Source organism: Collimonas fungivorans, assembly GCF_028292705.1.
In the GTDB taxonomy this organism is placed as follows: domain Bacteria; phylum Pseudomonadota; class Gammaproteobacteria; order Burkholderiales; family Burkholderiaceae_D; genus Collimonas; species Collimonas fungivorans_B.
Genome location: NZ_JAQGLV010000170.1, coordinates 1 through 21,450 on the forward strand (window position 1 = coordinate 1; position 21,450 = coordinate 21,450).

A 21,450-nucleotide genomic window follows, 5' to 3' on the forward strand; every position below is an offset into this window, starting at 1 on the left:
GGCGTCTTGCGCGCTTCTTTCAGGCGCAGCAGCTTGGGCAAGCCGAGGTCGGCCGAAAACAGGAAGATGCTCCAGCCGGCGAAGCGCTGTTTCAGCGTGGTGCCGAAGGCGCTGAAGAAGGCGGTCAGCAAGTCGTCGCTGCTCAGGGTGCTGTCGCCGCGCACGCCTATCCGTTCGCCGTACGGCGGATTGGTCAGCATGATGCCGTGCTCGGCGTCGGCCGGCGGTTTGACTTCTTGCGCTTCGATCTGCTTGACCGGTACTTCAAACAGGATGCCGGCGTTGCGCAGGTTGTTGGCCGCGATCTGCACCATGTCCCCGGAGATGTCGCTGCCGAAGATGGTCGGCGTCGTCGGCAGCGGATTCGGCTTGAAGCTGCCCTTGATCGCCAGCCATTTCGCGCTTTCGAAATCGTTGAATTTTTCAAAGGCGAAGTGGCGGCGGGCGCCGGCCGGGATGCCGGCCAGGATCTGGGCCGCTTCCACCAGGATGGTGCCGGAGCCGCACATGGGATCGAACAAGACTGTGCCCGGCTTCCAGCCGGAGGTGCGCAGCAGGCCGGCCGCAAGATTCTCGCGCAGCGGCGCATCGCCGGTTTCGGCGCGCCAGCCGCGCTTGAACAGCGCTTCGCCGGAAGTATCGAGGTACAGCGTGAAATTGTGGGCATCGAGGAAACCGACGATGCGCATGTCCGGCGCGCCGGTGTCGACCGACGGCCGTTCATTGCACAGGTCGCGGAAACGGTCGCAGATGCCGTCCTTGATCTTGAGCGTAGTGAACTGCAGGCTGCGCAGCGGCGATTTCACTGCGGTGACGTCGACCCGGATGGTATGGCTGACCGGAAACCAGCTTTCCCATTCCTGCTCCAGCGTCATGTCGTAGATATCGTTTTCATTCTTGTAGGCGCCATGCGTCAGGCGCAGCAGCACCCGGCTGGCGATGCGCGAATGCAGGTTGATGCGCCAGGCGTCGCTCAGCAGGCCGGAGCAATGGACGCCGCCCGGCACCTGGGTGTGGACCTTGAGCGTGACCGCGGGCGCGCTGAACTGGGCTATTTCATTCAGTTCTTCAGCCAGTGCGGTTTCCAGCCCACGCGGGCAGGGGCAAAAATAGGAATGTGAATCTGTTGCTAAGTGTGACATGGGAGGACCTTTTATCCGTTGGTACTACAGTTTGCTTAGCCGCCTTGGCAGCTAACTTGTTTAAACAAACAATCTATTTATCTGGCGAAAGCACGTTCCACAAAATCCAGCCGATCCTGGCCCCAGAACGCTTCGCCGTCGACTACATACCAGGGCGCGCCAAAGATGCTGGCGGAAATGGCTTCCTCGGTAAACCGGTCGAATTCGCTCTGGACGCTGGCGGTTTCGGCTGATTTCAGCAGGATCTTGCCGTCGTGGCCAAGTTCCGAGGCGATTGCGCTCAAGGTGGCGCCGTCGGCGATATTGCGCTGTTCAGCCCAGACTGCGCGCATTATAGCGCCGGTCAGCGCCAAAGCGGCTTCCGTGCCGTGCGCCAGCTGGCCGGCGATGATCAGCTTGGCGGCGTCGTCGCTCTGCACCGGGAAAAACGTCGGCTGCAGGTTGAGCGGCACCTGCAGGTATTCGCTCCAGCGCCGCAGCTCTTCCAGCCGGTAAGCCTGGCGCTGGGGAGCGCGCTTGGCCAGCGGCAAGCCGCCGGAGGTGTTGAAGACCTTGGACAAGTCGCAAGGTTTTATTGCGACCTTGACGTCGTATTGCTTGGACAGCGCCACCAGGCGCGCGTGGCCCAGGTAGGCGAACGGCGAGTGCGGCGCAAAATAATATTCACAGAGCTTGCTCATGGCTGATCCTCGGACGGGCTTAAAACGGTTTGACAACCACCAGGATGACGATCGCGAGCAGCAGCAGGACCGGCACTTCATTGAACCAGCGCAGCCAGACATGGCTGCGGGTATTCGCCCCGTTTTCGAATTTCTTCAGCAGGCTGCCGCAGGCATGGTGATAGCCGATCACGAGAATCACCAGGAACAGCTTGGCATGCAGCCAGCCGTTGCCCGGGCCTTTGCCTATGCCGTAACCCAGCCACAGCCAGGCGCCGAAGACAATCGCCGGCAGCGCCAGCATCGTCGTGAAGCGATACAGCTTGCGCGCCATCAACAGCAGCCTTGTGGTGGCGGCGGTATCGGTTTCCTGCGCCAGGTTGACCAGGATCCGCGGCAAATAAAACAAACCGGCAAACCATGATGCGATGAAGACAATATGCAGCGATTTGATCCAAAGCATGGTGTTTCCTTTTTTTATTGCGAGAAGGGGAAATTCGGTTGCATGGGGACGGCGGTAGCGGCCTGCCTGCCGTATTTTATTCGCGTACTTCGCCGTGCCCGAACACCACGTATTTTAGCGAAGTCAGGCCTTCCAGGCCCACCGGTCCGCGCGCATGCAGCTTGTCGTTGGAGATGCCGATCTCGGCGCCGAGGCCGAATTCGAAACCGTCGGCAAAGCGGGTCGAAGCATTGATCATGACCGATGCAGAATCGACTTCGCGCAGGAAGCGCATGGCGCGCGAATGGTTTTCGGTGACGATGCTGTCGGTGTGCTGCGAGGAATAGGTGTTGATATGGGCGATTGCTTCATCCACATCGGCAACCACCTTGACCGCCAGGATCGCCGCCAGGTACTCGGTGCGCCAGTCTTCCTCGCTGGCGGCAGCCAGGTGGGGATAACCGGCCAGGATGGCGCGTGCTTCATCATCGGCGCGCAGTTCGACTTCCTTGCCCTGGTACAGCTTGGCCAGCTGCGGCAAAACCTGCGGCGCAACCGCGCGCGCCACCAGCAAGGTTTCCATGGTGTTGCAGGTGCCGTAACGATGGCATTTGGCATTGAAGGCAATCTTCACGGCCTTGTCGAGATCGGCCTGGTCGTCGATGTAGACGTGGCAGATGCCGTCGAGATGCTTGATCATCGGCACCGTGGCCTCCTTGATCAGGCGTGCGATCAGGCCCTTGCCGCCGCGCGGCACGATGACGTCGACGTATTGCGGCATGGTGATCAGGGCGCCCACCGCGGCGCGGTCGGTGGTGTCGACCACTTGCACCGCATCCTGCGGCAGGCCGGCGCCGGCCAGGCCTTCTTGCACCAGCCTGGCCAGCGCCTGGTTGCAATGATGCGCTTCGGAGCCACCGCGCAGGATGGTGGCGTTGCCGCTCTTGATGCACAGGCCGGCGGCGTCCACCGTGACGTTGGGCCGGGCTTCGTAAATGATGCCGATCACGCCCAGCGGTACCCGCATCTGACCGACCTGGATGCCGGTAGGACGGTACTTCATGTTCGAGATTTCGCCGATCGGATCGGGCAGGGCGACAATCTGTTCGAGCCCGGCGATCATGGTGGCGATGGCCTGCTCCGACAGCGTCAGGCGGTCCAGCATCGCCGGCGCCAGGCCGTTGGCGCGCGCTGTTTCGAGATCGATCTGGTTGGCCGCGCGCAGCAGGTCGGCGTCGCGCCGGATGGTGGCGGCGATCAGGCTCAGCGCGCGGTTCTTGACGGCGGTGTCGGCACGCGCCATGGCGCGTGATGCCGCGCGTGCGCGCTGTCCGACTTCGGTCATGTATTGTTGGATATCCATATGCTCTATCAAGTATGTGCGACTTTCAAACCCAGCTGCAGCAATGCGTCCCAGGCATCGCCGGAGAAGGCCTTGGCGCGCAAGCCTTTGACCATCTTGTCGACTTGCGCCGCATCTTTCAGGGCCGCTTCCAGCGTCGTCAGGCTCAGGCGCCGCAGCGCCGGCTCCATCAGCCTTTCGCGCGGCCCCCAGATGCGGTATTCCTTCAATAGCGCCGGTATCGGCCGGCCCTGGGCTGCTGCGGATTTCAGTTTCAACAAGGTGCGGATTTCCTCGGAAACCGCCCACAGCACCAGCGGCAGCGCTTCGCCTTCGCCTTTCAGTCCGTCCATCATGCGCACCAGGCGCGCCGTATCGCCCACCAGCATTGCTTCATTCAGCTTGAATACATCATAGCGCGCGACGTTGAGGACTGCATCGTGGCACTGTTCGAAGCTCAGTTTGCCGGGCGGATGCAAGAGCGCCAGCTTCTGGATTTCCTGGTGCGCCGCCAGCAGGTTGCCCTCGACCCGGTCGGCGATGAAATCCAGCGATTGGCGGTCCGCGCTCTGTTGCTGGACCGCCAGGCGGACGCCGATCCAGTTCGGCAGGTGCGCCCGTTCCACCAGCGGAATATCAATATACATCGCGCTTTGCTGCAGGGTTGCGACCCAGGCGGCTTTCTGGGTGGCCCAGTCAAGCTTGGGCAGGCTGATGATGGTGACGTTGTCCGGATTGAGCGTCGCCGTATAGTTTTGCAAAGCCTGGCCGCCATCCTTGCCCGGCTTGCCGGTCGGGATGCGCAGCTCGATCAGCTTTTTATCGCCGAACAGCGATTGCGACTGGTTGGCCGCCAGCAGTTCTCCCCATTTGAAGCTGCGGTCGACCACCAGCACGTCACGCTCGCTGCAGCCGTTGCTGCGCGCACTCTTGCGTATCTTGTCGGATGCCTCCAGCGCCAGCAGATGCTCGTCGCTGGTGATCACGTACAAGGGCGCCAGGGTTTTCGCCAAATGGCCGTCGAGCGCGTCAAACCGCAGTTGCATGTACAGGTCCCCGGTTATTTGGCGGGCGCGGAAGCTGGACCGGGGACCGGCGCCGGAACGGCTGCCGGCGCCGCCTCCGGCTGGGTCGGCTGGGCAGTCTTGATGGCGGTCAGGCGGCGCAGGATCTGCTGCACCATGTCGCTTTGCATGTCGCGGTACAGCAGCACTTCTTCCGCGGCCTTGGACAGTTCTTGCGACGAGTTGTAACTGATGTCGCGTTTCAGCGTGATCTGGGTGGCTGGCAGCAGCTCTTTCTTTTGGGCGTCGGTGACGCGGAAAGTCAGGCGGTAATACAGCATGTATTCGCTGGCGCGGCCCGAACTATTGGTAGTCAGGACCACTTTTTCACGCGTCTCGGCCAGCACTTCCAGGGTCGCCTCGGCGCCTTCGGCGGAAGTCAGCACCTGGGTATTGCCGCTGGCCAGGATATTGCGCTTGAGCTCGATGCCCAGCGGCGAGTTGGCGCCGAAGGTCATGTACAGCGACTTGAACGGCAAATTGGCCGAGCCGCGCAGATGGAAGCCGCAGGCGCACAGCAGCGTTGTCATGGCCATGATCAGCGACCAGCGCAGCCAAGTGCGGGAAGTGGCGGGCATTCCGAGAGGCGTTCTATTCAACATTCGGGCATTCCTTGTTTCAAGATTCAAGGCCGGACTGGCAGTCCGGCCGTAAGCGAGGTCAAGCTACGATATTGACCAGTTTCCCAGGCACCACGATGATTTTCTTCGGGGTGCCTTCCAGGTATTTCTGGACGCTCTCGTTGGCCAGCGCAGCTGCTTCGATGCTGGCCTTGTCGGCGTCCTTGGCGACGGTGATGCTGCCGCGCAGCTTGCCGTTGACCTGGATCATCATTTCAATTTCGCTCTGTTCCAGCGCCTTGCCGTCCACCTGCGGCCAGCTGGCGTCGAGGATGTCGCCATGAGCGGCGGCAAAGCCGAGTTCCTGCCACAGCGCGTGGGTGATGTGCGGCGCCACCGGATTGAGCACGCGCAGGAAAATCGACAGGCCTTCGGTCAGGACCGCATTGCTGGCCGCTGACTGGTCGAGCTTGGCGGCTTCCAGCGTGTTCAGCATTTTCATGCAGGCCGACACCACGGTGTTGTACTGGATCCGCTTTAAGTCGTGGTCGGCCTGCTGCAAGATCTTGTGCACTTCGCGGCGCAAGGTTTTCTGCACATCGTTCAAGCCGGAGAAATCGGCAGCGGCGGCGGGCGCGATGCTGCCGGCGCGGGCATAGCTGAAGGCCCAGACCCGGCGCAGGAAGCGGTTGGCGCCTTCCACCCCGGTACCCGACCATTCCAGGGTCTGCTCCGGCGGCGAGGCAAACATGGTGAACAGGCGCGCGGTGTCGGCGCCGAACTGGTCGATCTGGGCTTGCGGGTCGATGCCGTTGTTCTTCGACTTCGACATCTTTTCGGTGCCGCCGATTTCCACCGGCTTGCCGTCGGTCTTCAGGATGGCGGTCAGCGGCCGGCCCTTGTCGTCGAAGGTCAGTTCGACATCTTCCGGGTTGAGCCAGGTTTTCTTGCCGCTGGCGTCTTCGCGGAAATAGGTTTCATTGAGCACCATGCCTTGCGTGAGCAGGTTGGAGAACGGTTCGTCGAACTTGACCAGGCCGAAGTCGCGCATGACCTTGGTCCAGAAACGGGCGTACAGCAGATGCAGCACGGCGTGTTCGATGCCGCCGATATACTGGTCCATCGGCATCCAGTAATCGTTGCGCGAATCGACCATGGCGTCGTTGCTGTTTGGCGAGCAATAGCGCATGTAATACCAGGACGAGTCGACGAAGGTGTCCATGGTGTCGGTTTCGCGCCGTGCCGGCTTGCCGCATTGCGGGCAGTCGACGTGCAGGAATTTTTCGTGCTTGTTGAGCGGATTGCCGCTACCGTCCGGCACGCAGTCTTCCGGCAAGATCACCGGCAAGTCTTTTTCCGGCACCGGCACGTCGCCGCAGTCGGCGCAGTGGATGATAGGGATAGGCGTGCCCCAGTAGCGCTGGCGCGAGATGCCCCAGTCGCGCAGGCGATAGGTGATTTTCTTTTCGCCCAGGCCGTGCGCGGCGAGGTCGGCGGCCACTGCGTCGACCGCTTCCTGATAATGCAGGCCGTCATATTTGCCGGAATCCACGCAGACGCCGTTTTCCTTATCGGCGTACCAGTCGTGCCAGCTTTCCTCGGAATAGGTCTTGCCCGCCAGAGTGATCACCGGGCGGATCGGCAGCACGTATTTCTGGGCGAAGGCGAAGTCTCGCTCGTCGTGCGCCGGCACACCCATCACGGCGCCGTCGCCATAGGTGATCAAGACATAGTTGCCGACCCATACTTCGATCAACTGGCCGGTCAATGGATGCGACACGTACAAGCCGGTCGGCATACCTTTCTTTTCCATCGTCGCCATGTCGGCTTCGATGACGCTGCCTTTTTTGCATTCGGCGATGAACTCAGCCAGCTCCGGATTGCTCTTGGCGGCGAAAGTGGCCAGCGCATGTTCCGGCGCCACGGCGCAGAAGGTCACGCCCTTGATGGTGTCGGCGCGGGTGGTGAAGACCCACAGCTTGCCGTCCTGGATCAGCTTGCCGTCTTCTTCGATCTTGTGCGGAAAAGCAAAGCGCACCCCGGTAGACTTGCCGATCCAGTTGGCCTGCATCAGGCGCACCCGTTCCGGCCAGCCCGGCAATTTTGTCTCTACGTGTTCCAGCAGTTCTTCGGCGTAGTCGGTGATCTTGGCGTAGTACATCGGGATCTCGCGCTTTTCGATCAGCGCGCCCGAGCGCCAGCCGCGGCCGTCGACCACTTGCTCGTTGGCCAGCACAGTCTGGTCGACCGGGTCCCAGTTCACGGTGCCGGTCTTTTTGTAGATGATGCCTTGCTCCAGCATCTTCAGGAACATCCACTGGTTCCACTTGTAGTATTCCGGCGTGCAGGCGGTCATTTCGCGCGACCAGTCGATCGCCAGCCCCATCGCTTCCATCTGCTTCTTCATGTGGGCGATGTTGGCATAGGTCCATTGCGCCGGCGGCACGTTATTGGCCATCGCGGCGTTTTCCGCCGGCATGCCGAACGCATCCCAGCCCATCGGCATCAGCACGTTGTAGCCGTTCATGCGCAGGTAACGGTACATCACGTCGTTGATGGTGTAGTTGCGCACATGGCCCATGTGCAGCTTGCCCGAAGGATAAGGCAGCATCGAGCAGGCATAGAATTTCTTCTTTTCTTGGCCGTGCCGGTCCTTGGCGTGTTCGACGGTCTTGTAGGCGTCGATGGAATGCCAGTGGTCTTGCGCTGATTTTTCGACGTCGGTAGGGCTGTATTTTTCTTGCATGGCTGGAGCTAAGGACTAGAGCTAAAAGGTGAATGTTATTCCGCTTTGCAAAAACACAAGGCGCTGAATCGTCGGCAGGAAATCATGCGTCGGCCGGACGGATTCGATAATCTTGGTCGTTGCGAATCGAAATGGGAACTTGCTGAGCCAATATTCATGGCATCCGAACCAGTGATTATACTGGTTCGGATGCCGCTTTAGCGCATGGGGAGCGCGGAGTCGCGCGTTGAATCGGGCAATACCGGCCGCGGGGCCCGAAAGCCGTGTTGTTTCAGGCGTCGTGGAAGCTGCCGGCGAAGCCGTTCAGCGCGGCCTGGACTGCCCGTTCGGTCAGTTCAATGCGTTTGCGCGCTTCCGAGCGCTTGTGAGAAGGGATTTCCTGCAGGTTGGGGGCGGGAATGACCTCGCAGCAGAGCTGGTATTCGCCGTCTGGGCGGCGGATCGCCCCTATTTCTTGCCAAAAATCATCATAATCCGCAAGCACCTTGCCGGTGCGGATCTGGTGGAACAGGACCCGGTTCCGGTTGCCCACCAGGATCAGCTTCTTGCAGCCGTAGGCGCGGCCGATTTCCCGCACCAGCCGCAGCATCAAGCCCTTCGGCCGCAGGCCGAACATGTCGCGGGTAGCATTGCGCACCCGTTCCTGGGCGTCGCTGCCGCGCGGGCCTTGCAGGCAGCCGACGCCGACGCAGGGGACCATTTCGTTGCCGTAAAAAGTGAAAGCCACCGAGAACAGGCGCTGCTGGTCGCTGCACAGGTCCAGCGCCAGCTCGCCTTCGCGGTCCAGGGTGGCGATCGACGACAGCCGGATTTCATAGGCGGCTCCGGATTTGCCGCTGAAGCTGCCCAGCAGCAGCGGTGCTTGCGCCGCGCGCAGGACCAGGGGGGCGAGGCCTTGCCGGAAGATGAAATCGTAGTGGCTGACCAGGATATTCATCCGGTCCTGGCTGTGCAAACGCAACGACTGGTAGGGACGGTAGATTTTCTGCAGCAGCCTGGGCGTGGCTTGCGCCAGCCTGGCGTGCATCGGCGTTGCATTCCAGTAGGCCAGCCAGCGCTGCGTCTGGCGGTAGTGCAGCACGGTGCGGACGCTCAGCTTGAACTGCTTGGCGACATACGACAGGCCGCGCGGCGAGTGCCTCAGGCAGGTGTGCAGGGTAATGCGCGGACCGCTGTTGCCGGTCCGGGCGGGGGCTGGCCGCGGGTAAAAAAGATGGGATATTTCCGATAGCAGCGCCAGGTTTTGCAGGCGGCCGTGGAGCAGCCGGACGGCGCCGCGGCTGACGACCTTGCCGTACCTGGTGTTCATGGCCAGCATCATCGCCAGGGAGACCAGGCCGGCGACAAAAATATCCAGCGGATAATGCACGCCCAGGAATATCTTGGCCCAGCTGACGGCCAGCGACAGCATCACCAGCAATATTCCCAGCCATTTGATCTTGATGGTTTTGGCTGTCCACAGCGTCAGGCCGGTGCCCAGGATGACGGCAATCGTGACGCTGGGCGAAATGCAATGCGCGCTTTTGGCCTGGTGCAGGTAATCATTCCATGCGGCCGGCACCAGGGTATCCCAGAGCAAGGGGACGAGTTTGCTCGCTGATACTGCGGCAGCCGTCGTAATGATCGCTTTGAGAGAGAGAAGCCGGGTAGTCTTGCTGCCGCTGATCCATAAGCCGACCAGGCTGGTCGGCACCAGGTAGATGCCCCATTCGGCGATCGCCAGCGCCAGCATGAACGGAATTCCGATAAACCCGGGAGGGCCTGCCGACCACAAAAGGTGATTGTAAGAAGACAGCGTCATAGGCTTGGGCGATCAGAAGTCTTGCAAAAAATGATAAAAATGCATGTAAACAGTATTTGTATCTGTTTTGTTACTTTAGGAAATATAGAGATACAAATAAAAACAGAATGTTACATGCAAACTCGCAAGCCGACGCAATTTGATGAAATTATTGAATTGCCAAGTGGAAATTGATGGCGCCTGAGCGGCGCGCCGGACTAGCGGCGGGAGATTGCAGAGGGGTAAAGGGCAGGAAAAAGACAGGCCCGGCAAGGCCGGGAGGCCGCCGGGCAGGGGAAATTACTTTGTTGCGAGGGGTTTTGCCGGCGCTTCAGCGCAGGCCCAGCACATCCTGCATGTCGTACAGGCCGCTGCTCTTGTCGCGCAGGAAACGCGCAGCGCGCAAGCTGCCCTGTGCGTAAGTGACGCGGCTGGATGATTTGTGGGTGATTTCGACGCGCTCGCCGATGCCGGCAAACAGCACCGTATGGTCGCCAACGATATCGCCGCCGCGGATGGCGGCAAAACCGATCGAAGACGGATCGCGCTCTCCTGTGATGCCTTCGCGGCCATAGACTGCGACGTCGTCCAGCTTGCGCCCGAGCGCGCCGGCCACGACTTCACCCATCATCAGCGCGGTGCCCGAAGGGGCGTCGACCTTGTGGCGATGATGGGCTTCGATGATTTCGATGTCGTAACCATGGGAAAAGCTCTTGGCCGCCATTTCCAGCAGTTTCAGCGTGACATTGACGCCGACGCTCATGTTCGAAGCGAACACGATGGCGGTTTTCTTTGCCGCCGCCGCGATCGCAGCCTTGCCGGCTTCGTCGAAACCGGTGGTGCCGATGATCATCTTGATGCCGTGGGCAGCGCAATAATCGAGGTGTTTCAGCGTGCCTTCCGGACGGGTGAAATCGATCAGGTAAGCCGCCTGCGCCAGGCCCTTGGCCAGCTCGGCTTCAATCAGGACACCGGCAGGTTTGCCGAGGAACGCTGCAGCGTCGGTTCCCAGTTCGGGCGCGCCCGGCACGTCTAGCGCACCGGCCAGCAGGGCGTCGTCGGCGTTTTGAATCGCCTCGACTAGCATGCGCCCCATGCGCCCGGAAGCGCCGGCGACGGCTATTTTCATCTGAGTCATTATCTGTTCGACGATCTGGACAATTTGTTAATCAATTCTTGGAAGGGCCAGGCGCGCTAGGCACAGACGGTGCGATTTCCACATTCTTGACGCTCTTCTTGGCTTCCGAAGCACCGCCTGAAATCCGGTCCAGGTAATCGTTCTCGGTAGGCAGGTTGCCGCCGTCGACGCGTGCCAGCAGGTTGCCGTTGAAGAAAACGCTGACCCGGCTGGTGGTGACTTCGCCATTGCCCTTTTGCAGGCGGAACACGTAGTCCCAGCGATCGTCATGGAACAAATCGGTCAGCAGTGGCGTGCCGAGTGCAAATCGCACCTGCTCGCGAGTCATGCCTTCTTTAACTTGTGCCAACATTTCTTTCGAGACAAAATTTCCCTGCTGGATATCTATCCGGTAAGGGGAAAAAATGCCCAGGAAGCGGCGGTGCTTGATGGTTTGCACGCCGCTGGTGTCGGTGACGACGGGAGCCGCCGCCGGATCTGTGCCAGCGACGGACTGGCCGGCCGGGGGATTTTTTGACGCGCAGCCGGCCAGGGCGGCCATGAAGACAACTGCAGCGGTCAAAGCGGAGGTACGGACAGGGGAGAGCAACATTCGCATAAGGATCTCAATTGATTGAGCAACTGTGCTAAAACGCTATATGATAAAGCAGATCATCCATTTGTGACCAAAACATGCCGAACAATCCATCCGAACTGAAAGCCAGCGGCCTCAAAGCCACCTTGCCACGCCTCAAAATCCTGGAAATCTTCCAGAACAGCGAGGTGCGCCACCTGAGCGCCGAGGACGTTTATAAAATCCTGCTGAGCGACAATCTCGACGTCGGCCTGGCGACCGTGTACCGCGTACTGACCCAATTCGAGCAGGCCGGGCTGTTGCAGCGCAACCATTTTGAAACCGGCAAGGCCGTGTTCGAACTCAACGAAGGCTCGCATCACGACCATCTGGTTTGCTTGGATTGCGGCCTGGTGGAAGAGTTTTACGACGAAGAAATTGAAAAGCGCCAGAAAATCGTCGCCAAGGAACACGGTTTTGAAATCGCCGACCATGCGCTGGCCCTGTACGGGCATTGCCGCGACTGCCGCAAGAAAAAGGGCTGATAGCCTGCCTTATGCGGCCTTGCGCTTGCGCGCCTTCGGCGCCGGCTTGGCGTTAGCCTTGCGCACCGCCGCGGCATAAGCCAGCCGCGCCCAGGGCGTCATCGCCGCGGCTGAATCCATCGCGTCTTCGGGCGCCGACCAGTAGCTCATCTCAATGCTTTTCCCTTTGCTTTCGAAGATGCAGGGCGTGCATCCTGCAGCGGCGAACTGCGGCCGGGTTTCTTCGTCAGTCTTGAGGTAGAGGATGCCTTCAGCGACCAGGGCGATCATCACGCTGTCGTGGTAGACGCCGTAACCGCCGAACATCTTGCGCGCGCTGATTGCGCCCAGCGGCGCCAGCAGCTCGCGGATATAGTCGATGATGGCGTCGTTGCCGGACACGTTCAGCTGTGGCTCAGGGCGTTCGACAGCAGCTTGGCGGTGATGTTCACGATCGGGATCACGCGTTCATACGCCATCCGGGTCGGGCCGATCACGCCCAGCGTGCCGACAATCTTGCCGTTGACCTCGTAGGGGGCAGTCACCACGCTCATTTCTTCCATCGGCACCAGCTGCGATTCGCCGCCGATGAAGATCTGGACGCCGGTTGCCTTGCCGGAGATGTCGAGCAATTGCATCAGGCTGGTTTTCTGTTCGAACATGTCGAACAGCTTGCGCAGGGAATCCATGTTCGACGACAGGTCGGTGACGCTGAGCAGGTTGCGTTCGCCCGAAATCACCACTTCGTCGCTGTTGTCGGTCATGGCGTCGCTGCCGGCTTCGACCGCGGCCTGCATCAGCCAGGTCATGTCGTCGCGCAGCTTGCGCAGTTCGCCTTGCAGGCGCAGGCGGACATCGTCCAGGCTGAGGCCGCCGTAATGCTGGTTGATGTAGTTGGCGGCCTGCACCAGCTTGGCCGGGCTGTAGTCGACATCGGTCAGCAGCAGCCGGTTCTGGACGTCGCCGTTGGGGCTGACGATCACCAGCAGGATGCGTTTCTCCGAAAGCCGCAGGAATTCGATCTGCTGGAAAATCGATTCGCGCCGCGGCGTCAGCACCACGCCGGCGAAATGCGACAAGGATGACAACACCTGGGCCGCATTGGCGATGATTTTCTGTTGCGAATTCGGCTGCAGGCGCGCCTGCATCTTGGATTCCAGCGCGGTCTCGTCAATCGGCTCGACCGTCAGCAGGGTATCGACAAACATGCGGTAGCCGCGCGGCGTCGGCACCCGGCCGGCGGAAGTGTGGGGGCTGGCGACAAACCCCATTTCTTCCAGGTCGGCCATGATGTTGCGTATCGTCGCCGGCGACAGTTCCAGGCCGGAGATCTTGGAAAGGGCGCGCGAGCCGACCGGCTGGCCGTCGGCGATATACCGTTCGACCAGGGCCTTGAGCAGGGTTTGAGCGCGAGTATCTAGTTGCATATGGGTCTATTTTAGCGAGCACCGGACTGGCTTACCAGCAGCTTATGCATGCACTTATACACTGTTTTTACCCGCGAACCGCGGTTTGTTCCAGCCAGGCCTCCAGCTCATGCAGGCTGGTGCAGCTGGCCTGGGCGCTGATGCCGGCCGGCAGCATGCGGTCAAAACGGTTGATCCAGACCGCCTGCAAGCCGGCCTGCTGGGCGCCGACCACGTCCAGCAAGGGATCGTCGCCGACATACACGGTGTGTTCCGGCGCGACATCCAGCGCTGCGCAAGCCGCATGGAAAATGCTGGGGTCGGGTTTGGCGCAGCCGAAGCTGTGGGCCGCGATTGATGCCTGGAAATGCCGGGCCAGGCCGATCTTGCCGAGATCGGCGAAACCGTTCGAGACCGTGCCCAGCGGCAGGCGCTGGCTGAGCCGCGACAAGGCCGGCTGGACGTCGTCGAACGGCGTCACGGCATGGCGCGCTTCGGAAAACACCGCCATCGCCGCATCCACTTTGCCGGCGTCTTCGCCGACGCTGTTGAAAGCGATGGTCAGCGCCGCATGGCGCAGCTTCCACAGATCAAACTTGAACACCGGATTGCTCGCCACCAGATCCATGCGCTGCTGGCGCAGGGTCTCGATCGTGAACCGGCGGCTGACCGCCGGGGTATTTTCGCGCAGCCAGTCGAACAGCAACTGTTCGGCGCGCGCGATCACCGGCACGATCGGCCACAGGGTATCGTCAAGGTCGAACAGCAGCGCTTTGACGGCAAGCGGTTTGCCGGGCCGGAAACCAGGGGAGATAGCTGAATTATTCGTCGGGGCCATATGCCTATCCTTCATTGCAAGCCTAAATTATGGTCTAATCGCCAGCATGTGGCCTATAAAATTACCTTCCAAAACGGTTTTGCCAGCGAATTTGCCAGCGAACTTGCCTGAGTCTATGCCGAAAACCATTGCCATCATCGGCAAGTATCTCGCCGCCGGCATTTCCGAGTCGCTGACCGAAATCGCCGATTTCCTGCAAGGCCGCGGCCACCATGTGGTGCTGGAGACCGAGACCGCGCAGAACGTCGCGCTGCCGATCGCCGCGATGACGCCGGCGCAGATCGGCCAGCAGGCCGACGCCGCGATCGTTGTCGGCGGCGACGGCACCATGCTGGGCATTGCGCGCCAGCTGGCGCCTTACGACGTGCCGCTGATCGGCATCAACCAGGGCCGCCTCGGATTCATCACCGATATCTCGCTGGAGCGCATGCTGCCGGTGCTGGGTGAAATGCTGGACGGTAAAGTCGAATCGGAACGGCGCAGCCTGCTGCAAGGTTCGGTCATGCGCGACGGCCAGCAGATTTTCAGCGCGCTGGCATTCAACGATGTGGTGGTGGCGCGCGGCGCCGGTTCCGGCATGGCGGAACTGATGGTCGAGGTCGACGGCCGCTTCATGTACAACCAGCGCTCCGACGGCCTGATCGTGGCGACGCCGACCGGTTCCACCGCTTATTCCTTGTCGGCCGGTGGTCCTTTGCTGCATCCCTCGCTGGGCGGCATCGTGCTGGTGCCGATTGCGCCGCATGCGCTGTCGAACCGGCCTATCGTGATTCCGGACAGCAGTGAAATCGTGATCGAAATCGTCAACGGCCGCGACATGAGCGCCAATTTCGACATGCAGTCGCTGGCTAGCCTGCAGCACGGCGACCGCATCCTGATACGGCGCTCCGAACATACCATCACCTTTTTGCACCCGGCCGGCTGGAGTTATTACGACACCTTGCGGCAAAAGCTGCACTGGAACGAATATCCGTCGGCGGAAGGGCAATTGAAGTAAGCCGCCTCCGATTTTGCTATGCTGATTGCCACTGTCTGGCCGATGCTGTATTTAGACCTCTGCATTTATCCCTATTTTGAGCCCTCCCATGCTGCGCACACTTTCCATACGCGATTTTGTCATTGTCGACGCCATCGAGCTTGAATTCGCCGCCGGTTTCACCGTATTCACCGGTGAAACCGGCGCCGGCAAATCCATCCTGATCGACGCCCTGGCGCTGGCGCTGGGCGGCCGCGGCGACGCCAGCGTGGTGCGCGAAGGCGCGGCCAAGGCGGATGTGACGGCGGAGTTCGCACTGGCCGGCGAGGCTGACAGCGAAGTCGGCAGCTGGCTGGAGCGGAACGAGTTCACCAGCGAAGAAGGCGTGATCCTGATGCGGCGCGTGATCGATAATGCCGGCCGCTCCAAGGCGTTCATCAACGGCGTGGCGGCAACCGCGGGGCAGTTGCGCGAGCTGGGCGAAATGCTGGTCGATATCCACGGCCAGCATGCGCACCAGTCTTTGCTGAAAAGCGACGCGCAGCGATTGTTGCTGGATGGGCAAGCCGGCTTGCAGGACGACCTGCTGGCCGTGGCGGCCGCCTTCAAAAGCTGGCGTTCGCTGGCGCGCCAGCGTGAAGAATTCGAAACCAACGCCAAGAATGTATTGCTGGAACGGGAGCGCCTGGAATGGCAGGTCGGCGAACTGGAAAAACTGGCGGTCAAGCCCGGCGAATGGGATGAAATCACCAATGAGCACAGCCGCCTGTCGCATGCCGCCAGCCTGATCGAAGGGGCGCAGGAAGCGCTCAACGTGATTTCCGAAAACGATGCGGACGATGCGCCGCCGATGCTGTCCCAGCTGTCGGCGCTGAACCAGAAGATCGGCAAGCTGGTCGATGTCGACAGCAGCCTCAAACCGGTGCTGGAAGCGCTGGAGCCGGCGCGCATCCAGCTGCAGGAAGCAGTCTACGCGCTCAACGATTACCTGAGCCGGGTCGAGCTCGATCCGGCGCGCCTGCACCAGGTGGAAGACCGGATGGAAGCGATCCATTCGGCCGGCCGCAAATTCCGGCTGGCGCCGGACGAATTGCCGCAGGAACTGGAAACGCTGTCGCAGCAGCTGCGGCAACTGGCGGACGCCAGCGATCTCGACGCCATGAAGGCGCAGGAAGAAAAGCTGAAAGCGACCTATCTGGGGTTAGCGCAAAAACTGTCGAAAGCACGGACCAAGGCCGCCCAGGCGCTGGGCACGGCGGTGACTGCGGCGATGCAGGACCTGAGCATGAGCGGCGGCCGTTTTGCGGTTGCGCTGAATCCCTGCGAAGCGGCCAGCTATGGCGTCGAACAGGTGGAATTCCTGGTGGCGGGCCACGCCGGCGTGGCGCCGCGGCCCCTGGCCAAAGTCGCTTCCGGCGGCGAACTGGCGCGGATAGCGCTGGCGATTTCAGTGATTACCTCCAGTTCCACCGCGACCCCAACCCTGATTTTCGATGAAGTCGACAGCGGTATCGGCGGCGGCGTGGCGGAAGTGGTCGGGCGTTTGCTGAAGCGCCTGGGCCAGGATCGCCAGGTACTGTGCGTGACCCATTTGCCGCAGGTCGCGAGCCAGGCCAACCAGCATTTCCAGGTCAGCAAGCAGAGCCAGGGCAACAAGACCGTATCGGCGATCGACGGCCTGGACGCCAAGAACCGCATCGAAGAAATCGCTCGCATGCTGGGCGGCCTGGAGATTACGGCAACTACGCGCAAGCATGCGCGTGAACTGCTGGCGCTCTAACTTTATTTCCCGGAGCTCCCCGCATGGCATTCCGTAAAGAACCCCCGTTCACCCATGGCAAGGCCGGCAAGAGCGCGGTATTGCTCGTCAACCTGGGCACGCCGGATGCGCCGACCACCAAGGCAGTGCGCAGCTACCTGAAGCAATTCCTGTCCGATCCACGGGTAGTGGAAATACCGCGGGCGATCTGGTGGCTGATCTTGCATTGCCTGATCCTGCCGTTCCGCTCCAGCAAGTCGGCGCACAAATATGCTTCCATCTGGAGCAACGAAGGTTCGCCGCTCAAGGTCCACACCAGCAAGCAGGCGATCCTGTTGCGCGGCTACCTCGGGCAACGCGGCCATCAGGTGCAGGTAGCTTACGCGATGCGCTACGGCTCGCCTTCGATATCGGAAGTGCTGGACCAGCTGAAGGCCGACGGTTGCGAGCGGATCCTGGTCTTGCCTGCGTATCCGCAGTATTCGGCGACCACCACGGCCTCGATCTACGACGCGGTGTTCGCGCACTACGCCCGGGTGCGCAACGTCCCCGAGCTGCGTTTCATCAAGCACTACCACGATCACGAAGCCTACATCCAGGCGCTGAAGGAGTCGGTGCTGGCTTACTGGGCGATGCACGGCACGCCGGACAAGCTGATCATGAGTTTCCACGGGGTGCCGAAGCGTACCTTGCTGCTGGGCGACCCTTATCATTGCGAATGCCAGAAAACCGCGCGCCTGCTGGCGCAGCAGCTGGGGCTGGGGCCGGAGCAGTATCAGCTGACTTTCCAGTCGCGCTTCGGCAAGGCCGAATGGCTGCAGCCGTACACTGCGCCGACCTTGCAAAAGCTGGCGAAGCAGGGCGTCGGCCGGGTCGATGTGATGTGTCCGGGTTTCACCAGCGATTGCCTGGAGACATTGGAAGAAATTGCGATAGAGGCGAAACAGGATTTCCTCAGGGCGGGCGGCAAGGAATTCCATTTCATTGCTTGCCTGAACCAGGCGCCGTCCTGGATTGCTGGCATGGCTTCGCTGGTAGAGGAGCACATGATCGGCTGGCCTACCACCGAGAGCGAGCGGGAAGAATTGAAGCAGCAGGCTGAGGTGTCGCGGCAACAGGCTGTGCGCCTGGGCGCCAGCCAATAGAACAGCCTATCTGGTGTAGAAATTTTGAGTGACAGTGCGCCGCTCCGGCAAGGCGCAACTATAATGAGCGCCCGATGCCGGGTGCATATGGACGATTATTGCTTGTTTTGCAAGTTGCAAAGGCGATCAGCCAAAGTCAATATAATGCGATCAGTTGCGAATAGCTGATCCAGCTTGCTGCAAGCAAAATATAAACGACCAGAAATGCGGAAATTAACGGGAGTTTCACGATATTTCCCTTTTTGTTTGTTGGGATGAGGCAACTTTCAACTGTTTGAGTCCACACCTACAGCTTAGTTCCTATGTCGCGTTGCAGCAAACCCCGGCTGGTAAATGTTGTTTCAAATTGTTGCCAGGTTGGATGGGGTTTGATGCGGGTTTGACGCATTCCCCCGGCAACCGGACCACGGCCTGCGGCCAAATCAGGGCGCTCATTTTTTAACCCTTGAAAAAGTAAGGGCATAGCCTCATTTGGCTTCCTATACTTAGTAAGTTATTGATTGTTGGAGATTTTTGAATGGAACACATGGAAAATCAGAACGAACAGGCGCAAACGGAAAAGAGCCAGGTTGCCGAAGATGCAGCGGTAACTCCCGAAACGACGCTGGAAGTCCAGTTGTCGGAAGCACAAGCCAAGATCGCGGAAATGCAGGACGCTTTCCTGCGCGCCAAGGCCGAGTCGGAAAACATCCGCCGCCGGGCCCAGGAAGATATTGCACGTGCGCACAAGTTTGCAATTGAAGGCTTTGCCGAAGCGCTGGTGCCGGTCAAGGACAATCTTGAAATGGCGCTGAAGATCGAAACGCCTTCGCTGGAATCGCTCAAGGAAGGCGTGGAAATGACGCTCAAGCAGCTGTCGTCGGCCTTCGAAAGAAATCGTTTGCTGGAAATCTCGCCTGAGGTAGGCGAGAAGCTGGACCCGATGAAACACCAGGCAATCTCGACCGTGCCTGCCGAGCAGGATGCCAATACCGTGGTGACTGTGTTGCAAAAAGGCTACACCATTGCCGATCGTCTGTTGCGGCCAGCCTTGGTCGTCGTGGCGCAAGGAAAGTAGAAAAAAAACGCCAGGAGCGAACAGTTTAGCGCTTGAAAGCGCGCTTTCGCTCCCTATATTCAGACCATCAAAACATTCATCAGATATTCAGTAAAGGACATACACCATGGGTAAAATTATCGGCATTGACTTGGGTACCACCAATTCTTGCGTTTCAGTGATTGAGAACGGTCAGCCAAAAGTGATCGAGAATTCGGAAGGCGCGCGCACCACGCCATCCATCATCGCTTATCAAGAAGACGGCGAAATCCTGGTCGGCGCGCCTGCCAAGCGCCAGGCTGTGACCAATCCGACCAACACGCTGTACGCCACCAAGCGTCTGATCGGCCGCAAGTTCGACGAAAAAGAAGTGCAGAAAGACATCGCGCTGATGCCTTACCAGATCATCAAGGCCGATAACGGCGATGCATGGGTAGGCGTACGCGACCAGAAACTGGCGCCGCCGCAAATCTCCGCAGAAGTGCTGCGCAAGATGAAGAAGACTGCCGAAGACTACCTCGGCGAAGAAGTCACTGAAGCCGTGATCACTGTACCGGCATACTTCAACGACGCACAGCGCCAAGCCACCAAGGACGCCGGTCGCATCGCCGGCCTGGACGTCAAGCGCATCATCAACGAGCCGACCGCGGCTGCGCTGGCTTTCGGCCTGGACAAGGCAGAAAAAGGCGATCGCAAGATTGCCGTGTATGACCTGGGCGGCGGTACTTTCGACGTCTCCATCATCGAAATCGCCGATGTCGATGGCGAAAAGCAGTTTGAAGTGCTGTCCACCAACGGCGATACTTTCCTCGGCGGCGAAGACTTCGACCAGCGCATCATCGACTACATCCTGGACGAGTTCAAGAAGATCAACGGCATCGACCTGAAGAAAGATGCGATCGCCCTGCAACGCATCAAGGCATCGGCTGAGCGCGCCAAGATCGAATTGTCGTCGTCGCAACAGACTGAAATCAACGAACCGTACATCGCCATGGCGAACGGCGCACCGATCCACCTGAACCTGAAGATGACTCGCGCCAAGCTGGAATCGCTGGTGGAAGAGCTGATCGCCAAGACCATCGAGCCTTGCCGCATCGCTATCAAGGACGCCGGCGTCAAGGTTTCCGACATCGACGACATCATCCTGGTCGGCGGCATGACCCGTATGCCTAAGGTGCAGGAAAAGGTGAAGGAATTCTTCGGCAAGGAACCACGCAAGGACGTCAATCCGGATGAAGCTGTCGCCGTTGGCGCCGCGATCCAGGGTTCGGTCTTGTCGGGCGACCGCAAGGACTTGCTGCTGCTGGACGTGACCCCGCTGTCGCTGGGTATCGAAACCATGGGCGGCGTGATGACCAAGATGATCCAGAAGAACACCACGATTCCGACCAAGTTCAGCCAGGTGTTCTCGACCGCGGACGATAACCAGCCTGCGGTGACCATCAAGGTATATCAGGGCGAACGCGAAATGGCGGCCGGCAACAAGGCGCTGGGCGAATTCAATCTGGAAGGCATTCCGCCGGCGTCGCGCGGCACGCCGCAGATCGAAGTCACCTTCGACATCGACGCCAACGGCATTCTGCACGTGGGCGCCAAGGATAAGGCAACCGGCAAGGAAAACAAGATCACGATCAAGGCCAATTCCGGCTTGACCGAAGAGGAAATCCAGAAGATGGTGCGCGACGCCGAAGCCAATGCCGAGGAAGACAAGCGCCGCAAGGAAATCGCCGAGTCGCACAATCAGGGCGACGCGCTGGTGCATTCAACCCGCAAGGCGCTGGCCGAATACGGCGACAAGCTGGAAGTCGGCGAGAAGGAAGTGATCGAGTCGGCCATCAAGGAACTGGAAGAAGCGCTGAAGGGCGAAGACAAGCCGGCCATCGACGCCAAATCGGCGGCATTGACGACCGCGGCGCAAAAGCTCGGCGAGAAGATGTACGCCGATATGCAGGCCAAGCAGGCGGCGACCGGCGCAGCGCCGGACGCGGCGGCGGCAGGCGCAGCCGGTGCGGAAGGCCACAACCGGCCGGACGACGTAGTCGACGCCGATTTCAAGGAAGTGAAGTAAGTCAGGAGTAAAAGCGGGACTTGCGGCGAGGCCGGAAAGTCCCGCGCGAGTGGCAGCCGCAAGGCTGCCATTCGGCGTTTATTCCGCAATGTTTTCAGCCCGTGCGAAATGCTGCTTTTGCTGCTTTTGCCGCGTTATACGGATAAATGACGGGCCGCGCTGTGCCTGGCGCGCTCGTTGCATCGCTCGCATCGTTCCTCGTGTTTGCTTCACTCGACGATGTGGAAAAAATAAGCGATTCAGCGACATCAGGCAGGCAATAATCATTAGGT

19 protein-coding genes are annotated in these 21,450 nt (G+C 60.3%); 6 read left to right on the forward strand and 13 right to left on the reverse strand.

What is annotated here, in order from left to right:
- The 10 genes from JWQ61_RS09320 to JWQ61_RS09365 all read right to left on the reverse strand — a co-directional run.
- Positions 1–1,142: class I SAM-dependent RNA methyltransferase (locus JWQ61_RS09320; protein WP_304360282.1), on the reverse strand; the 1,142-nt coding region annotated here is incomplete at its 3' end.
- Positions 1,143–1,219: 77 nt separating this feature from the next.
- A complete protein-coding gene (locus JWQ61_RS09325) occupies positions 1,220–1,822 on the reverse strand; it encodes a 2-hydroxychromene-2-carboxylate isomerase (RefSeq protein WP_304360283.1) in 603 nt (200 codons plus the stop codon).
- A gap of 19 nt (positions 1,823–1,841) precedes the next feature.
- Entirely contained in the window at positions 1,842–2,264 is a 423-nt protein-coding gene (locus JWQ61_RS09330) for a CopD family protein (RefSeq protein ID WP_061541682.1), read from the reverse strand.
- Positions 2,265–2,340: 76 nt separating this feature from the next.
- A complete protein-coding gene (locus JWQ61_RS09335) occupies positions 2,341–3,606 on the reverse strand; it encodes a glutamate-5-semialdehyde dehydrogenase (RefSeq protein WP_304360284.1) in 1,266 nt (421 codons plus the stop codon).
- An 8-nt stretch (positions 3,607–3,614) separates the two neighbouring features.
- A complete protein-coding gene (gene holA / locus JWQ61_RS09340; RefSeq protein ID WP_304360285.1) occupies positions 3,615–4,631 on the reverse strand; it encodes a DNA polymerase III subunit delta in 1,017 nt (338 codons plus the stop codon).
- Positions 4,632–4,645: 14 nt separating this feature from the next.
- Complete coding sequence (gene lptE / locus JWQ61_RS09345; RefSeq protein ID WP_304360286.1) at positions 4,646–5,227, reverse strand: LPS assembly lipoprotein LptE; 582 nt, start codon at positions 5,225–5,227, stop codon at positions 4,646–4,648.
- Positions 5,228–5,309: 82 nt separating this feature from the next.
- Positions 5,310–7,955, reverse strand: coding sequence for a leucine--tRNA ligase (gene leuS / locus JWQ61_RS09350; protein WP_304360287.1), 2,646 nt, complete (start codon positions 7,953–7,955; stop codon positions 5,310–5,312).
- 271 nt (positions 7,956–8,226) lie between these two features.
- Positions 8,227–9,687 (reverse strand): DUF535 family protein, encoded by a 1,461-nt coding sequence (locus tag JWQ61_RS09355; RefSeq protein ID WP_304360288.1) that lies wholly within the window; start codon positions 9,685–9,687, stop codon positions 8,227–8,229.
- 379 nt (positions 9,688–10,066) lie between these two features.
- Positions 10,067–10,873: a 4-hydroxy-tetrahydrodipicolinate reductase gene (gene dapB, locus JWQ61_RS09360; protein ID WP_304360289.1), complete on the reverse strand. Its 807-nt coding sequence runs from the start codon at positions 10,871–10,873 to the stop codon at positions 10,067–10,069.
- A gap of 31 nt (positions 10,874–10,904) precedes the next feature.
- Positions 10,905–11,471 (reverse strand): outer membrane protein assembly factor BamE, encoded by a 567-nt coding sequence (locus tag JWQ61_RS09365; protein WP_304360290.1) that lies wholly within the window; start codon positions 11,469–11,471, stop codon positions 10,905–10,907.
- Positions 11,472–11,545: 74 nt separating this feature from the next.
- On the opposite strand from JWQ61_RS09365, the gene fur reads away from it, so the two are divergent.
- Entirely contained in the window at positions 11,546–11,971 is a 426-nt protein-coding gene (gene fur / locus JWQ61_RS09370) for a ferric iron uptake transcriptional regulator (RefSeq protein WP_014007830.1), read from the forward strand.
- Positions 11,972–11,980: 9 nt separating this feature from the next.
- On the opposite strand, the gene JWQ61_RS09375 is transcribed toward fur, so the two are convergent.
- From JWQ61_RS09375 to JWQ61_RS09385, 3 genes are all read right to left on the reverse strand, one after another.
- A complete protein-coding gene (locus tag JWQ61_RS09375) occupies positions 11,981–12,352 on the reverse strand; it encodes a TfoX/Sxy family protein (RefSeq protein ID WP_304360291.1) in 372 nt (123 codons plus the stop codon).
- Between the two features lie 2 nt (positions 12,353–12,354).
- Entirely contained in the window at positions 12,355–13,377 is a 1,023-nt protein-coding gene (gene hrcA / locus JWQ61_RS09380; protein ID WP_014007828.1) for a heat-inducible transcriptional repressor HrcA, read from the reverse strand.
- Positions 13,378–13,444: 67 nt separating this feature from the next.
- Entirely contained in the window at positions 13,445–14,194 is a 750-nt protein-coding gene (locus JWQ61_RS09385; protein ID WP_304360292.1) for an HAD family hydrolase, read from the reverse strand.
- Positions 14,195–14,309: 115 nt separating this feature from the next.
- Here JWQ61_RS09385 and JWQ61_RS09390 point away from each other — a divergent pair, with 115 nt between their 5' ends.
- The 5 genes from JWQ61_RS09390 to dnaK all read left to right on the forward strand — a co-directional run bounded on the left by JWQ61_RS09390 (position 14,310) and on the right by dnaK (position 21,178).
- Complete coding sequence (locus JWQ61_RS09390; RefSeq protein WP_304360293.1) at positions 14,310–15,191, forward strand: NAD kinase; 882 nt, start codon at positions 14,310–14,312, stop codon at positions 15,189–15,191.
- An 88-nt stretch (positions 15,192–15,279) separates the two neighbouring features.
- The gene (recN, locus tag JWQ61_RS09395; protein WP_304360294.1) at positions 15,280–16,950 is read left to right on the forward strand and encodes a DNA repair protein RecN; all 1,671 of its coding nucleotides are present in this window, start codon (positions 15,280–15,282) and stop codon (positions 16,948–16,950) included.
- A gap of 23 nt (positions 16,951–16,973) precedes the next feature.
- Positions 16,974–18,074, forward strand: coding sequence for a ferrochelatase (gene hemH / locus JWQ61_RS09400; RefSeq protein WP_304360295.1), 1,101 nt, complete (start codon positions 16,974–16,976; stop codon positions 18,072–18,074).
- Between the two features lie 517 nt (positions 18,075–18,591).
- On the forward strand, positions 18,592–19,131 hold the full coding sequence (gene grpE, locus JWQ61_RS09405; protein WP_304360296.1) for a nucleotide exchange factor GrpE: 540 nt from the start codon (positions 18,592–18,594) through the stop codon (positions 19,129–19,131).
- A 106-nt stretch (positions 19,132–19,237) separates the two neighbouring features.
- Positions 19,238–21,178: a molecular chaperone DnaK gene (gene dnaK, locus JWQ61_RS09410; protein WP_304360297.1), complete on the forward strand. Its 1,941-nt coding sequence runs from the start codon at positions 19,238–19,240 to the stop codon at positions 21,176–21,178.
- Positions 21,179–21,450: the final 272 nt, after the last annotated feature.